This is a genomic window from Frankia torreyi, assembly GCF_000948395.1.
GTDB classification, from domain to species: Bacteria; Actinomycetota; Actinomycetes; order Frankiales; family Frankiaceae; genus Frankia; species Frankia torreyi.
Genome location: NZ_JYFN01000001.1, coordinates 254,251 through 269,146, shown reverse-complemented (window position 1 = coordinate 269,146; position 14,896 = coordinate 254,251). Strand labels below are relative to the sequence as shown.

Annotated in this window: 13 protein-coding genes and 1 pseudogene; 6 read left to right on the top strand and 8 right to left on the bottom strand. The window is 73.9% G+C overall.

Going from position 1 to position 14,896, the window contains the following annotated elements; translation table 11 throughout:
- Window positions 1–221: 221 nt before the first annotated feature.
- The 5 genes from FF36_RS01170 to FF36_RS01150 all read right to left on the bottom strand — a co-directional run bounded on the left by FF36_RS01170 (window position 222) and on the right by FF36_RS01150 (window position 5,633).
- Complete coding sequence (locus FF36_RS01170; RefSeq protein ID WP_082121571.1) at window positions 222–1,127, bottom strand: FkbM family methyltransferase; 906 nt, start codon at window positions 1,125–1,127, stop codon at window positions 222–224.
- A complete protein-coding gene (locus FF36_RS01165; RefSeq protein WP_242422215.1) occupies window positions 1,124–2,131 on the bottom strand; it encodes a CgeB family protein in 1,008 nt (335 codons plus the stop codon). The genes FF36_RS01170 and FF36_RS01165 overlap by 4 nt, the downstream gene beginning before the upstream one ends.
- A 73-nt stretch (window positions 2,132–2,204) precedes the next feature.
- Complete coding sequence (locus FF36_RS01160) at window positions 2,205–3,542, bottom strand: oligosaccharide flippase family protein (RefSeq protein WP_236706236.1); 1,338 nt, start codon at window positions 3,540–3,542, stop codon at window positions 2,205–2,207.
- Window positions 3,543–3,603: 61 nt separating this feature from the next.
- Window positions 3,604–4,569, bottom strand: a complete 966-nt coding sequence (locus FF36_RS01155) for an FkbM family methyltransferase (protein WP_082121570.1) — start codon at window positions 4,567–4,569, stop codon at window positions 3,604–3,606.
- Window positions 4,570–4,637: 68 nt separating this feature from the next.
- On the bottom strand, window positions 4,638–5,633 hold the full coding sequence (locus FF36_RS01150) for a UDP-glucuronic acid decarboxylase family protein (protein WP_044883074.1): 996 nt from the start codon (window positions 5,631–5,633) through the stop codon (window positions 4,638–4,640).
- 322 nt (window positions 5,634–5,955) lie between these two features.
- Between FF36_RS01150 and FF36_RS40300 the strand changes: the two are divergent.
- From FF36_RS40300 to FF36_RS01130, 5 genes and pseudogenes are all read left to right on the top strand, one after another.
- Window positions 5,956–6,760, top strand: a pseudogene (locus tag FF36_RS40300) (glycosyltransferase); the annotation flags it as partial.
- 1 nt (window position 6,761) lies between these two features.
- Window positions 6,762–7,194: glycosyltransferase (locus FF36_RS36720; RefSeq protein WP_242422214.1), on the top strand; the 433-nt coding region annotated here is incomplete at its 5' end.
- A gap of 133 nt (window positions 7,195–7,327) precedes the next feature.
- Complete coding sequence (locus tag FF36_RS01140; protein WP_044883015.1) at window positions 7,328–8,179, top strand: TylF/MycF family methyltransferase; 852 nt, start codon at window positions 7,328–7,330, stop codon at window positions 8,177–8,179.
- Between the two features lie 110 nt (window positions 8,180–8,289).
- The gene (locus tag FF36_RS01135; RefSeq protein WP_044883073.1) at window positions 8,290–8,898 is read left to right on the top strand and encodes an arsenate reductase/protein-tyrosine-phosphatase family protein; all 609 of its coding nucleotides are present in this window, start codon (window positions 8,290–8,292) and stop codon (window positions 8,896–8,898) included.
- A complete protein-coding gene (locus tag FF36_RS01130) occupies window positions 8,895–10,517 on the top strand; it encodes a Gfo/Idh/MocA family oxidoreductase (RefSeq protein ID WP_044883072.1) in 1,623 nt (540 codons plus the stop codon). The genes FF36_RS01135 and FF36_RS01130 overlap by 4 nt, the downstream gene beginning before the upstream one ends.
- A gap of 2 nt (window positions 10,518–10,519) precedes the next feature.
- On the opposite strand, the gene FF36_RS01125 is transcribed toward FF36_RS01130, so the two are convergent.
- From FF36_RS01125 to FF36_RS01120, 3 genes are all read right to left on the bottom strand, one after another.
- The gene (locus FF36_RS01125) at window positions 10,520–12,349 is read right to left on the bottom strand and encodes a putative bifunctional diguanylate cyclase/phosphodiesterase (protein ID WP_370657160.1); all 1,830 of its coding nucleotides are present in this window, start codon (window positions 12,347–12,349) and stop codon (window positions 10,520–10,522) included.
- A 398-nt stretch (window positions 12,350–12,747) separates the two neighbouring features.
- Entirely contained in the window at window positions 12,748–12,906 is a 159-nt protein-coding gene (locus FF36_RS35815) for a hypothetical protein (protein WP_095212092.1), read from the bottom strand.
- Window positions 12,907–12,909: 3 nt separating this feature from the next.
- Window positions 12,910–13,782 (bottom strand): class E sortase, encoded by an 873-nt coding sequence (locus FF36_RS01120; protein WP_095212091.1) that lies wholly within the window; start codon window positions 13,780–13,782, stop codon window positions 12,910–12,912.
- A 202-nt stretch (window positions 13,783–13,984) separates the two neighbouring features.
- On the opposite strand from FF36_RS01120, the gene FF36_RS01115 reads away from it, so the two are divergent.
- Window positions 13,985–14,863, top strand: a complete 879-nt coding sequence (locus FF36_RS01115; RefSeq protein ID WP_044883013.1) for a glycosyltransferase family protein — start codon at window positions 13,985–13,987, stop codon at window positions 14,861–14,863.
- The last annotated feature ends 33 nt before the right edge of the window (window positions 14,864–14,896 follow it).

The window sequence follows — 14,896 nt, the reverse complement described above, 5'->3', positions numbered from 1 at the left end:
AGGGCGGGTTGAAGTACCTGCGGCCGAGCCTCGCCCGCGTCGATCCGATGCTCACCGGTCTCGCCGCCGAGGTGATCTGACCCGGCCACATCGTCTGGGACCTCGGCGCGAACCTGGGCCTGTGCACGTTCACCGCGGCGCGGGCGGCCGCGGGCAGTGATGGCGGTCAACGCGAGCCCGACGACCGCGACTGGCGACGGCGTGTCCGTAGCGGGGGTGGCTCAGGTGGGGTCGCGGGTGAGGGCGGCGACGACGCCGTGGCGATGCAGGACACGGAAGCCGAGCCCGCAGGCGGCGGCAAGCAGCTCGTCGGTGGTGACGCGGCGGCCAGCGAAGACCGTGTCGTGCAGCTCGATCACGGCGAGACGGCAGCCGTCGAGCGCACCGGGATCACCCAGCAGGAACGACGCCTCGGCCCCCTCGATGTCGCTGATGAGGTCGAAGGCGTCGATCCGACGGTCGGCCAGCAGGTGGCGAAGCGTCACCCCCGGCACGGCCACGGCGCCCGGACCGGCGGCGTTGTCGCTGGCGGTGGTGGGGGCGCTGGCGGTGGTGGGGGCGGTGGCGGTGGTGGGGGCGGCGGGAGTCGTGTCGCGCAGCCGCGAGCCGAGGGTGGTGGCGGCGATGTCGAACAGCACCGGGCCGGGCCGTTCACTGATCGCCAATGCGGCGACGTCGAGCGTGAGGTGGGCGGTGTGTGGCTCCAGCCGTCGCCGCAGGCCGGCGGCGAGGTCGGGGTTGGCCTCGACGCAGACAAGACGGGAGCCGGGAGCCAGCCGGCTGGCGATGTGCGCGCCGGTGACGCCGAGGCTCGCGCCGAGTTCGACGACTGTCCCCGCCGGGCCCACGTAACGGTGGATCATCCTGATCTCGGCGGTTTCGTAGAGCCGCCAGAACAATGCCGCCCGCTGCCGCGGAGTGAACACCGGATCGGTGACGTCGAAGCGGACGCCGTGGTTGCGGATCCGGTTACGGGTGGCGGCGCCCACGACCGCCCCCGCGGCCGGGCTCGTCAGCAGCCCAGCCGTCGAGATCTTGGCCCGCAGGAGCAGCCCCGCGCGGCTGGGCCGGTCGGCCGCGCCGGTCCGGTCGGCGGGACCCGGGCGCCCGCGGCGTGGGACGGTCACAGCAGCACGCTCAGCAGGGTGTCGAGCCGCTGCTGGTAGGTGTGGTCGCGGTGGCTGCGGGCGCGGGCGGCGTCGCCCAGCGCCCGAACGCCGGCCCGGTCGGCGGCGCAGCGTTTCAGGTGCGCCATCAGTTCGGCGAAGTCGGTGAAGCCGAGGATCTCCCGCTCCTCGGTGAACAGCTCGGGCAGCGCCGCGCGCCGCTCGCAGACGACTGTCGCGCCGCAGGCGGTCGCCTCGAACAGGCGGCAGTTCACGCTTTCCATCTCGGCCGGGTGCAGCGCGTTGATCACGGCGAGGGCACCGCGGAAGACGGCGGCCTTCGCGGTTCCGGTGACGAAGCGGCCGGTGTGGCAGGCCAGCACCCGCGGGTCGCGCAACCAGCGCGGCGGCGGCGGACCGTACAGCCGCACGGCGATCCCGGCGTCGAGGAGCTGGTGGACGAGCCGGACCCGCACTCCGTAGGTGTTGCCGACGAACACCGCGTGCGCCTCGTCGTCCACCGCCGAGGGCGGCCGGTGGCGCGCCGGGTTGCAGGCCTCGGGCAGGTACCAGGCGGGCAGGTCGAGCACGTCCGACAACCGGCGGGTCAGCAGCGGGTCGCTGAGGAACAGCGCGTCGTAGTCCCCCATCAGGAGGTACTGGCGCCCCAGGTTCACCACCGCGTCCGGGAACCACAGGCCCACGCGGACCCCCCGCCGGCGCAACGTCCGCACCGTCGAGGGCAGCAGCCGGGCGTCCGCCGAGAGCACCACGTCGAGGTTCTCCCGCTCAACCCGGTCGATCAGACGTCGCTGGTGGAGGTGGTCCGGCCGGTCCGACACGGTGCGCGCCGCAAGCGCCGCGCCGGCCAACCAGCGGCCCCGCGGCAGCGGGACCGCCGGACCCAGCGCCACGGCGTGCACCCCCAGATCGGGCAGGCAGTCGACGATGTTGTCGGCGAAGTCGTCGAGCCCCACCGGGCCGACAACCCCGACCCGCAGCGCGCCCACGGACGGTGTACCCACGGTCGGTGTACCCGCGGACCGCGCATCCATCGATGACGCCGCGTCGCGTCCAACGTGTTCGGTCACCTTCATCTCACCTTCCGCCACCGAGCGGCATCGGTCGGCGCATGCCCGCCGCCCGTGCCACGAGCAGCCCATATGCCCGCGCCGGTACCGTGCGGGCCGACACGTCGACCGCACGCAGCACCGCACGGAACAGCAGCAGGAACGACGCCGTGTAGGCGACGGACGACGCGATCGCCGCACCCTCGATCCCGAGGACCGGCACCAGCACCGCGAGACCCACGACGGTGAGCACGCTGCCCACCCCCTCGCAGCGCGCAACGGTGAGCGCCCGGTCGAGGCCGCGCAGCACGTCGTCGGTGACCCGGTTGCAGCCGAGCAGGGCCGCGCCGGGCGCGAGCAGCCACAGCAGGTGGACGCTCGGCGCGTACCGCGCGCCGAGGACCAGCGGGACGACCAGCGGGGCCAGCGCACTCATCGCCCCGATGACGACGATCCCGCAGGCCAGGCTCGCCCCGACGGCAATCATCGCGGTCCGCCGGGAACTGGTGGGCGTCCGATCCGCGTCGGCTGCGCCGCCCTGGCGGGCCAGCCGAGGCATGGCGACGTTGCCGAAGGCGACGCAGATCGGCTGGCTGACCAGGCTCATCGACACCGCGACGGCGTAGTAGCCGACCTTCGCGGGTTCGACGAGCAGGGCGAGGAGGAGGATGTCGAGCTTGGTGCTGAGCAGGTAGGGCAACGTCGAGAGGAACACCCCGGCGCCGTAGCGCAGCAGTCGGTGGGCCTCCCGCCGGCGGATCCGGCCGCGATCGGGGACGTCGAGACGCCACAGCAGTGCGGCGAGCGCCGCCTGGACGGTGATCGACACGAGCAGGCACGCCACCGTGGCGCCGAGGGTGAGCCCGACCGTCGCTGCCAGCACCCCGATGCCGGCGAGGTGGAGCAGTGGCTGGACGGCCCGGGTCAGGTTCCACATCGCCAACCGGGTCGCCTGCAGCGCGAAGACCCAGCAGGCCGAGACAAAGATGATCGGCTGGGCCGCGAAGACGACACGGAAGGCCGTGGCCGCCGCATGATCGTGCGGCAGGACCAGCGACGCGGCGAAGAACCCGCTGACACCCACGACCGCACCGAGAGCCAGCAGCAGCGCCCCGCCGGTACGCACGACGTCGGGGGCCCGCCGCGGGTCGCGGGCGACGAAGAAGCAGATCGCCGCGGTCAGTCCGCATTCGCCCACCGCCGCCGCGGCCAACGCATAGGACGTCACCACCGCGTAGGCTCCGCGGCCGGCCGGTCCGAGCAGTCGGGCCAGCAGGACGCTCATCCCCGCCCCGACGACGGTGACGGTGAGACTCGTCGCGGCGCTGGCCCGCACCCCGGCGAGGTATCCACGGTCACGCTCCACGGACCGGTGCCGTCCCGCCAGAGCCCCTGCCTGCCTGTCCGGGCGGCGTGCCGTCACGGGTTCACGTCGTCTGGTTGCGGGGGAACGGCGTGCGGTGCAGAGCCGCGACGACCGGGTCGAAGCGGGCCCAGCCGGGATGCAGCGCGAGCACGTTCGCGGTGAACTCCCCCTCGTCGGCGAGCCCTCGGCGGGTCAGGTTGAACAGGCGGTAGCCGGCCCTGGCGAGGACGTCGATCAGCTTGCCCCGCGCCTGGTCACCCCGGCGGGTCAGATGACTCGGCAGCATCTCCAGCAGCACCGCGGGGCGGTGTGCGCGCAGCAGCTCGGTGGCGCCGAGGAGCACGTCGAGCTCGAACCCCTCCACGTCGATCTTGATCAGGTCGGGACGACGATGGCGGGCGGCATGCCGGTCGAGCGTCGTCGCCGGCACCGTCAGCACGGCCGCGTCTGCCGGGGAGACCACGCTGCCCGGGGGGACCTGGTGGGTCAGTCCCGAAGCACCGGGATGCAGGCGCAGCCTGACGGTCCCGGCGGTGGAGCCCACTGCCGCGGCGGTCGGGCGAACCTGGGTCAGCCCGTTGCGGGCGGCCAGGGCGGTGAGAACCGCGCGTGGCTCGGGCACCGGTTCGAAGGCGTGCACCTGACCGGTCGGCCCGACCGCGCCCGCCGCCCACAGCGTGTAGACGCCGATGTTGGCGCCGACGTCGTAGCAGCAGTCACCCGGACGCAGAACGGTGTCGAAGACGCCGGCCAGCGCCGGCGGTCGGTAGCACAGCTCGACCAGGTCGCGGACGGACCCGTCGCGGCAGTCCGGCAGCTCGAAGACCATTCCGTTGGTCAGCCGGCCGCGCAACGGTCCGGTGAAGCGGGGGGTGCCACGCACCCAGCCGGTGACCCGGTCGCGCCCGCGGATGTCCGGCAGCGCCGCGGCCAGCCGCCCGGCCGCGCGCCAGCGCAGCGGGGCGCGCGGCGCCCCGGTCGCGCACGGACCGGTGGTTGCGGCAGTCCCGGAGACAACAGAGGTCACTCACTCTTTGTATCAGATCGATTACCAAGAGTGTGGCAACCTGTCGCCGCCCGGTCGGAAACCCCCGCTCAGCCGCCACCCGCCCGGGAACGCGGCGCCCCGCTCTGCCGGGGTACAAGCGCCGCCGGCGGCCCGGCCGCCCGGTTGCGGAACCAGTCGACGGTCCGGCTCAGCCCGTCCACCAGGTCCACCCTGGGTCGCCAGTCGAGCGCCTCCCCGGCCAGGGTGACGTCCGGCCGACGCACACTGGGATCGTCCTGGGGCCGCGGGACGAACACGATCGACACCTCCTCGCCGCACAGCCGCACCACCAGCCGGGCGAGTTCCAGCATCGACAGCTCGCTCGGGTTGCCGAGGTTCAGCGGCCCCGGATGCTCGGCGTCGAGCATCCGGACCAGACCGTCCACGAGGTCGTCGACGTAGCACAACGAGCGGGTCTGCGAGCCGTCGCCGGCCACGGTCACCGGCTGGCCGCGCAGGGCCTGGGTGATGAAGGTCGGCACCGCCCGGCCGTCATCCGCACGCATCCGGGGGCCGTACGTGTTGAAGATCCGCACGATGCCGGTGCGAGTGCCGTGGGTGGCGCGGTGCGCGGTGGTCAGTGCCTCGGCGAAGCGCTTGGCCTCGTCGTACATGCTGCGCGGGCCGACCGGGTTGACGTGACCCCAGTACCCCTCGGGCTGCGGGTGCACCTGCGGGTCGCCATACACCTCGGAGGTGGACGCCAGCACGAACCGGGCCCCCTTGCGCCGCGCGAGCTCCAGCAGCCGGCGGGTGCCCCAGGCGCCCACCGCGAGCGTCTCCAGCGGCAGCGCCCGGTAGTCCACCGGCGAGGCCGGGGAGGCCAGATGCACCACCGCGTCGACCGGCCCGGCGACGTCGACGGACCCGGTGACGTCGCGGCGCAGCATCCGGAAGGCGTCCAGCGCCCGCAGCGGGTCGATGTTCTCCGGCCGGCCGGTGAGGAAGTTGTCGACGCAGATCACCTCGGCCCCGCCGGCCAGGAGTCGCTCGCAGAGATGACTACCGAGGAAGCCCGCTCCCCCGGCGACGACGACACGCATGGACATCACAGCTTCCCCAGCTTCTCTGGCGGAGCCGACCTCGGCGCACCCGGCCGGGCGATCGGGCCGGGTCAGGCCGCTCACGAAGAGTATGACTCATAGCACAGCATGTCACGGTCGACTTGGATGACCCGCCGATCCCGGCCGCGATGACCGCCCGTTCGGACCGGACGAGGGACCGGTTCCACAACACATATCTACAGTGTGTTGATTAACGAACACGCATCGTGAAGACTGGCGCTCCCGGCAGCCCGACAGCCGACAGCCCGACAGCCCGACAGCCGGCCGGCCGCTCGGAGCGGCGGCCCCGAGGAGGCGCAGCATGCCCATGACGTCCACCTCCCGGCCGACGGCCGTCACCGCCGTCGTGCCCCATCCGATCCAGCACTTCGCGCCGCTGTACCGGGCCGTCGGCGAGGGACCGGTGGACCTGCGGGTGCTGTTCCTGTCCCGCGCCGGCCTCGACCGCTACTTCGACCGGGGCTTCGGAGCCGAGGTGCGCTGGCGGCCGGACATCACCGCGGGTTACCGGCACGAGTTCGTCGCCGACCTGCCGCTGCGACCGGAGTGGCGCCAGCCGGTGGCCAGCACCCGGGCAGCGGGCCGGGTATGGACGGCGCTCGACCGGCTGCGGCCCGACTGCGTGCTGGTCCACGGCTACCGCCACGTCGGCTCGCTCGCGGCCCTCGCCTGGGCCCGCCGGCGCGGCGTCGGCGCCCTGATGATGGGCGACAGCGAGCTGCTCGGCCACCGCGCGGCCCGCGTGCGCGCCGCCAAGCGGCTCGCCCTGCCGCCGCTGCTCGGCCGGGTGGACGCGTTCCTCACCGTCGGCGACAACAACGAGGACTATCTCGCCCACTACGGCGTCCCGCGGGAGCGGATGTTCCGTACGCCCTACCCCACCGAGCAGGCCGCACTACACAAGGCGGTGACCGATCGGGCCACCCACCGCGCCGCCGTCCGCGCCGAACTCGGGATCGCCCCGGACGCGGTGGTCGCCCTGTGCGTCGGCAAGATGATCTCCCGGAAACGCCCGCTGGACATCGCCGACGCCCTGCGGATCGTCGCCCGCGCCCCACGCAGGCCCGACACCCGGGAGCTCGTCGTGATCATGGCGGGCGACGGGGNGCTGCGGCCCGCCCTCGACGCGGCGGCTGCCGGCCTCGACGGCGCGCTGCGCGTGGTGGGCTTCGCCGACCAGGAACGACTGCCCCGCCTGTACGCCGCCAGCGACCTGTACCTGCATCCGGCACAGCGTGATCCGCATCCGCTGGCCGTGAAGGACGCGGTGCTGTGCGGCCTGCCGGTGGTGGTCAGCGACCGGGTCGGGTCGATCGGCCCGACCGACGACGTGCGCCCCGGCCGCAACGCCCGGATCCACCCCGTCGGCGATGTCGGCGCGCTCGCCGGCATCCTCGACGAGCTGCGCCGCCGGCCCGACCTGCTTGCCGCGATGGCGTTGGAGTCGGAGAAGGCGGTGCCGGACATCGACCTCGACGCCTCGATCGATGGGTTCCACCGGGCGGTCGCCACCGTGCGCCGCTCGGCGCGGCCGCGGTGACCCGTCCCGACCGCACCGTCCCGACCGATCTCGCGGGCCGCCCGCACCCCGCGATCCCCGCGCTTCGCGCCCCGCACCACCACCGCCCCCGTCACCGACCTCACCGGCGATCCATCCCCATCCAGGAGCGACGATGACCACGACGCCGACCGTCACCCGCGACGACCTGCCCGACACCACGTCGCGGTACCTCGATCTCCTCCGGTCCACCCTGACCTGCTCCCTGTGGGACGGCGGGGACGGCAGCGTGTGGGAGGCGCGCGGCGGCGCCCGGCGCATCCTGGCCCTGGCCGCCGAGCGTCAGGGAGTGGAGATCGTGAAGAGATCCTCACCCGATGCCCGCGGCGACGGGCGGGACTGGCCGAGACTCGCGCACACGATGACCGGCGACGAGCGCATGCGCAACCTTCAGGAGTGCACCGAGCAGGTGATCCGCGACGGCGTCCCCGGCGACCTCATCGAGACCGGGGTGTGGCGGGGCGGGGCCTGCATCCTGATGCGCGGGGTGCTGGCGGCCTACGGGGTCGACGACCGCACGGTCTGGGTCGCCGACTCGTTCGCCGGGTTGCCGGTGCCCGACCCGCGCTACGCGGCCGACACCGGCGACCGCCACCACGAGCACTCCGCCCTCGCCGTCTCCATCGACCAGGTACGGGAGAACTTCCGCCGCTACGGCCTGCTCGACGACCAGGTCCGCTTCCTGCCGGGATGGTTCCGCGACACGCTGCCCGGCGCGCCGATCGAACGCCTGGCGGTGCTGCGCCTGGACGGTGACATGTACGAGAGCACCATCGACGCGCTCGGCGCGCTGTATCCGAAGCTGTCCCCCGGCGGCTACTGCATCATCGACGACTACGGGGCGGTTCCCGGTTGCCGGGCGGCCGTGGAGGACTACCGGGCCGCCCACGGCGTGTCCGAGCCGATCATCCAGGTCGACTGGACGGGCGTGTACTGGCGCCGGGGCAACGCGCCCCGTCCGGCATGAGCACCACCGGCTGGCCCCGCCCCGCCACCCGGCCGATCGGACCCGGTGAGGCTGGCGGAGCGGGTGGGGCGGGTGGGGCGGGCGAGCAGCGTCGGCCATGGACGGTGCTGATGGTCTGCACTGGCAATCTCTGCCGCTCGCCGCTGGCCGAGCACCTCGCCGCAGTCCGGTTCCGCGCGACGCCCGGCGCGGCGCCCGTGTTCCACAGCGCCGGGGTGTGCGCGGAGCCGGCCGCGCCGATGCACCCCCATGCCGCGGCGCTGCTGCGCGCGCGGGATGTGGACCCCGGGGCGTTCCGCGCCCGGCCGCTGACCGCGGAGCTGATCGGCGCCAGTGACCTGGTCCTGTGCGCGACCCGGCGGCACCGCTCGGCGGTGGTCGCCCTCGCGCCGCGCGCCCTGCGCCGGACCTTCACCGTGCGCGAGTTCGGCCGGTTGACCTCCGGGGTGCGCCCCGCGGACCTCCCACCGGGTGAGCCGCGGCTGGCCGGGGAGTACCTGACCGCGGCCGCCTGGCGGGTCCGTGCCTCGGGCCGCATCGTGCCGGCGTCGATCGACGACCTGGCCGATCCGCTCGAGGGCGGTCGGGACGAGTTCGAGACCTGCGCCCGGATGATCGACGAGGCGCTGTCGGGTCCACTGGCGTTGCTCGCTGGCGCCTGCCACGCCCAGCCGGCCGGATGGGCGACGGCGACGGCGACGGCGACGGCGACGGGATGAGGGTTCTCATCGCGCAGCGCTGGGCCGACGGCTTCCTCGACGAGACCCCGACGGCCGGGCAGGCACGCATCCGCCCGTCCGTCTGGATCACCCTGGTCCCGGTGGACGACCAGTTCTTCGTGCGGTCGGGCGGCTCCCGGGCGTTGGCCGCCTACACCCGCGAGTTCGGGGCTCGGGCGGTGGCCCGCAAGACCGCCAGCCGGCTGCGGGAACGCGACCGCAACCGGCGGTACGTGGGGGTCGGGCTGGGCACGGTCGAACCGGGCCCGTCCCCGGCGGGCGAGCCCCCGGCGGAGGAGCCCTCGGCGGGCGTCCCGGCGGCCGGCTCGCCCGTGGCCTTCGTCGCGCCCTGTCACCCGGCGTGCATGGAGCGAGTCGTCCTGCACCGCGACCTGATCCGCCCGGTCCACCCGGCAGGCGTCCCCCGGCCGGCCGGGCCCGGTGCCCGGCCGGGCCGGGCCACGATCGTCCACCGGGCCCGACCGGCGAGCCCGCCGCCGGCGGTCGACGACGCGCTGGTCGGCTGGTCGCCGATGGCGGGGATCGCGCTGGACCCGGCGGCCGTCGACCGACTCGTGGCGTGGCTCGCGGTCGAGTGGCGCGGGGCCAGGCCGGACGACCGGCTGCTCACCGGCGCCAGCCCGATCGCGTCCAGCACGCGGCGGCGCCCGGCGCCCGGTGCCGGCCGGCCCACCGCGGCCCTGTTCGGGCTCGGCCACTACGCCAAGACCCAGATCGTCCCGCACATCGGCGAGCACCTCGACCTCATCCGGGTGCATGAGCTCGATCCCGTGCAGATCGGCGTCCGGCGCACCGACCGGTGGTCGTGGGACACCTCGCCGCTGCCGGCCGACGACGACCAGGCGGACGTCCTGCTGATCGCCGGCTACCACCACACCCACGCACCGCTGGCCCGCGCGGCGCTGCGCCGCGGCTCGGCGGCCGTCGTCGAGAAACCCGTGGTCACCACCGAGGAGGACCTCGAGGAGCTGGCGAAGCTCATCGACGGCGGCGGGCGCCTGTTCGCCTGCTTCCAGCGCCGCCACTCGCCGATCAACGCCTGGCTACGTGAGGATCTCCGCCTCGGCGAGGCCCGCGAGCCGATGGTCTACAGCGCGGTGGTGTACGAGGAGCCGCTGCCCGCTCGGCACTGGTACCGCTGGCCGGCCTCGCGCACCCGGCTGGTGAGCAACGGCTGCCACTGGATCGACCACTTCCTGTGGCTCAACGACTTCGCGCCGGTGCGCCGTGCCACGGTCACCTCCGCCCGCACAGGCACCTTCACCGTGTACGTCGAGCTCGTGAACGACGCGATCCTCGCACTCGTGCTGACCAGCGCCGGCGGCAGCCGCTACGGCCTGCGCGAGCACACCGAGCTGCGCGCCAACGGGGTGACGGCGACCATCGTCGACGGCGCCCGCTACACCGCCGAGGCCGGCTCCCGGATCCTGCGCCGTCGCCGGGTCAACCGGCTCGACAGCTACCCGGCGATGTATCGCGGGATCTGCGAGCGGCTCGTCGCGGGGGCGCCGGGCGACGACGCGCGGGAGATCAGGGCGGTCGCCGAGCTGACGCTGCGGCTGGACGCGGCGGCGACCCGGCAGGGGTCGGGTTCCTGAACTCAGGAGGCCGCGAGGTCGGTCTGCACCCGGTAGCCGGTCGCCCGCCAGGCCGTGGCGGGCGCCGGGGTGCCGCGCAGGCCGGCCGGCCACTGGCCCGGCCGCGGCGTGCCCGCGCCGGCCGACGGCGGTGCCGACAGCGCCGGGATGGCCACAGCGGCACCCCCCGGCACCCTGCCGGCGCCGACCAGGGCGGCGCCCGCCGACGTCCCGGCGTCGGCGGGGACGGCGAGCCGGGCGGCCCACTCACGCAGCCACCCGACGACCCGGTCGCCCGTCATCGGCCCGGCGACGAAGAAGCCCTGCACCTCGTCGCACTGCCAGTCGGCCAGTGCCTGCCAGGACCGTTGGGTCTCCACCCCCTCGGCGACGATGCGCAGCCGCAGCGCATGGGCGAGCGAGACCGTGGAGCGCACGATCTCGACCGCCGCGGGGTCACGGTCGAGATCACGCAGGAACGTACGGTCCAGCTTCACCTCGTCCGCCGGCAGTTCGCGCAGGTAGGTCAGCGAGCAGAAGCCGGTGCCGTAGTCGTCCAGGCTGACCCGCACGCCCAGGCTGCGCAGACCCGCCAGCGTGCGGCGGGCCGCCTCCCGGGCCTCGATGAGGCTGTCCTCGGTGACCTCGACGACCAGCGCCGACGGCGGGAGCCGGTGGCGGCCGAGCGCCGCGCGGACCACGCCGACGAAGGCGCGGTCGACGATGACCGACGCCGGCACGTTGACCGAGACCGTCAGCGGTGCCCCCCCGGCGTGCCAGCCCGCGCAGGCGGCCAGCGCCTGGTCGAGGACGTGCATGGTGAGTTTCGGCATCAGCCCCGCCCGGTCGAGCTCGGCAAGGAACACGTCGGGCGGCCGCACCCCGTCGACCGGATGGCGCCAGCGCACGAGCGCCTCGACCCCGCTGATCCGGCCGCTGCGCAGGTCGGCCTTCGGCTGGTAGCTCAGTTCGAGCTGGCCGCGGTCCAGCGCCTGGCGAACCTCGGCCCGCAGCAGCAGGCGCGCCCGGTTGATCGGGGGATGCGCCCGGATGTAGACCGCCTGCCCGCACCGGGACCGCTTCGCGGCGTGCATCGCCTCCTCGGCGTGGCGGAACAGCTCCAGCGCCGTCCGGCCATGCTCGGGGGAGCAGGCGATCCCGATGCTCGCGTCGGGCCGGACCGGGGTGCCGGCGAGCAGGACCGGCAGTTCGAGCGCCTCCCGCAGGACGGCCGCGAGCCGCTCGGCGCTCTCGACCCCGCCGCCGCGCAGCAGCACCGCGAAGGCGTCGCCGTCGACCCGCGCGAGCGGGGTCGAGCCGGGCAGGGCAGCGAGCAGCCGCCGGCCCACGGTGACGATCAGCCGGTCGCCCTGCTCGTGGCCGAGGGCACCGTTGACGTCGCGCATCCGGTCGAGGTCGAGGAGCAGGACCGCGACCGGCGTCACGGCGCGCGCCCGGTGGCCGCCGCCCAGGCTGCGGCCGACCGCGTCGAGGAAGTGCCGGCGGTCGGCGAGCCCGGTCAGCTCGTCTCCGGCCCAGCGCCGCCGCCCCCGCCAGTAGCCCCCTCCGGTGCCGCCGCGGGCGCGTCCCCTGCCGGACCGCACCGCGGGGACGAGGACCGCGGGGACGAGGACCGCGGCGAACGCGGCGAGGGAGATCGCGGCCGCGCCGACGCGACCCCCGGCGCCGGATAAGGCCGGCGGGCGCACGAATCCGACCACGAGCGCCAGCACGATCAGCACGGCGAGGACGGCCACCGCCGGGCGGGCGACGCCGCGGCCGCCCCGGCCGGGCGGGCGGCGTGACGATCCGCGACCGCCCGGTCTCCACGCCACGCCGCCGAGGCGGAGCACCGAACCACGCCGTATCCGATCCGGCCATTTCATTGAATTCCCCCGAAGCCGATCCCGCAATGCCCTTGCGCCGCTCTCCGGACCGGCTGTGGCTGACCCACTCGCCGCCACCTCCACCGGCCCATCCGGCCCCACGCCCACGCCGATCTCCGCGCTATCCGAGCGTAACGCCGCCCAGTTCGCAGGGTATCCGATGCCCGACTTTCCGGTGGCATCGGCTCAGCCGTCCGGTGCCCCCGGCCCGCTCCCGCAACCATCGGGTCCTAATGCCCGGGAAGGCGTTGCCGAATTCCACTCCGTTACCCGATGGGACCAGGCCGTCGCCATTTCGACTAATCCGCTGGTCCGGCGACGGACGAGCGGGGGCCGGCGGCCCGCCGCCGTCGAGTCGACGCCCATCAGTCACCCAGTGTGACTCGACCGTTCGGCAACACCGTCTCCACCGCAGGGAAGACCACGAACATCAGCAAGGCCACGATGGCAAGCACCGCAATGACTGCCAGGGTCAACCGGAGCCGGGGCGGACCGGGCAGGTGACGGTAGAACCACGCGTACATCGCTCACTCTCCCCTGAGCGCCGGGGGCACCCCGGCGGACTTCACGGTGGTGTCGACCAGCTCGCCGTACACGATCAGTCGATGGCTCGCCGAGAACTTCGGATGACAGGTGGTCAGGGTGATCAGGTCCTTGGCCGGCGCCACTCCCGGTCGCTTGGGGACCGGATAGGTGACATCCACCCGGTTCGGCGTCACGACCTCGGAGCCGGTGACCCGGTAGGTGTAGTAACGGTCCCGGACCTCGACGACAAGGGGATCGCCAACCTTCAATTCATCGAGACGACTAAACGGTTTTCCATACGTCGTCCGATGCCCCGAAACGACGAAGTTGCCGAGCTGACCGGGCATGGCCGTACCCGGAATATGGCCTGGTCCGCGCCGCAGGTCGGCGGCGGCGACCCCCTCCACGACGACCGGAGAATAGTCCCGACCGAATCGCGGCACCCGCAGGATCGCCAGACCGTCGCCGAGATCGACCGGCGGCGGCGGAGCCGGCCGCACCCGATCGCCGGCGGGCGCCCGCGGTGCCGGTGGCCGTCGCCAGGCCTGGTCAAGCTGGTGGTGCAGGCGATCCTGGGTCCGCCCGGCGAACAGGTCGGTGACCCACAGCTGGTAGGCGAGGAACAACGCGACGACGATCCCGGCAGTGATCAGTAGCTCGCCGAACCCACGGGCCAGCCGGCCGGCGAGCATCCGCCGCCACCCGGCGGCGGGAGCGCTCTCGCCGCCGGACGCCGGGTCCTCGACGAGCACCGTGGGCGCGTCGGCCGCCGGAACGGCCGGCCGACCGGGTCCGGGTATCCCGCCCGTCGCCGGACCGCTCGACGCGGTTCCCTGCTCGTCTTCGGCCGCCGGGACCGAGGATGCTCCAGCCACACCATCACCCTAAGGCATCGTTCAACTACTTCTAGCAATCTATTCGGGAGATCGATCGGGCGCCACACCTCCGCCGCAGCGGGCCTACACCTCCACCTTGCATTACACCGTGACACGATTATGCTACTCTCTGCATCCAGTCGGTGGCATCGTCGCGCGGCCGCCAGGACTCACGCTCCGCTCGACCGAGGCAGGGGGCCCGATGAAGACCGTGGCGGTCATCGTCCACTGGGGCCCGCACCAGCCCACGGTCGAACTCGCGGAACGCCTGGACGCAAGCCCGTCGATCGCCCAGGTCACCATCGTGGCCAACGACGGTTCGACCCGGCCGGCGGAGCTGGCGACCTCCGTGGCGTGGATCCTGCCGCCGCGCAACCTCGGCTTCGGCGGCGGTTTCCAGCTCGCCGTCCGGGACTATCCGGCGGCGGGCGCCTACCTGCTGGTCAACAACGACATCCGGATCGACGAGGCGACGATCCGGGCGTGTCTGGACCTGCTGACCGGCACCAACATCGGGGTCGTCGCCCCCACCCTCATCAACGGGGACGGCCTGCAGTCCGGCTCGGCGCGGCTGAGTCCGGTCCTCGTCGCACCACGGGCCCGGCGCCCCCCCGACGACCGGCCCTGCGAGGCGGACTGGGTCACCGGCGCGGTGATGTTCATCAAGGCCGAATGCCTGCGACGGGTCCCGTTCGACGGCCGGTACTTCCTCGGCTTCGAGGACGTCGACTTCTGCTACCGGGTCCGGGAGGCCGGGTGGAGCGTCGTGCTCAGCCCGCACCGGGCCTGGCATACCGGCAGCACCATGATCCCCCACCGCGGCAACGCCTACTACATCGTGCGCAACCGGCTGTGGTTCACCCGCATCCGCGGCTGGCGGCTGCGCACGACGCTGGTCGCCGCCGTCACCGCGGCCGTTGTCCTACCCCGCAGTGTGGTGCTGGACGTGGCGCGCGGGCGGGGACTCGAGACGACAGCGCTGGTCCGCCACGGCCTGATCGACGGCCTCGGCCCCCTGCCGCCCCCCGGCGACCCGAGGGCCGACGAGCCGCGCGCGGCCCACTGGACGGCACGGCGATAGCCCCGGACCGTACGTCCCCCGCGCCACCCGACC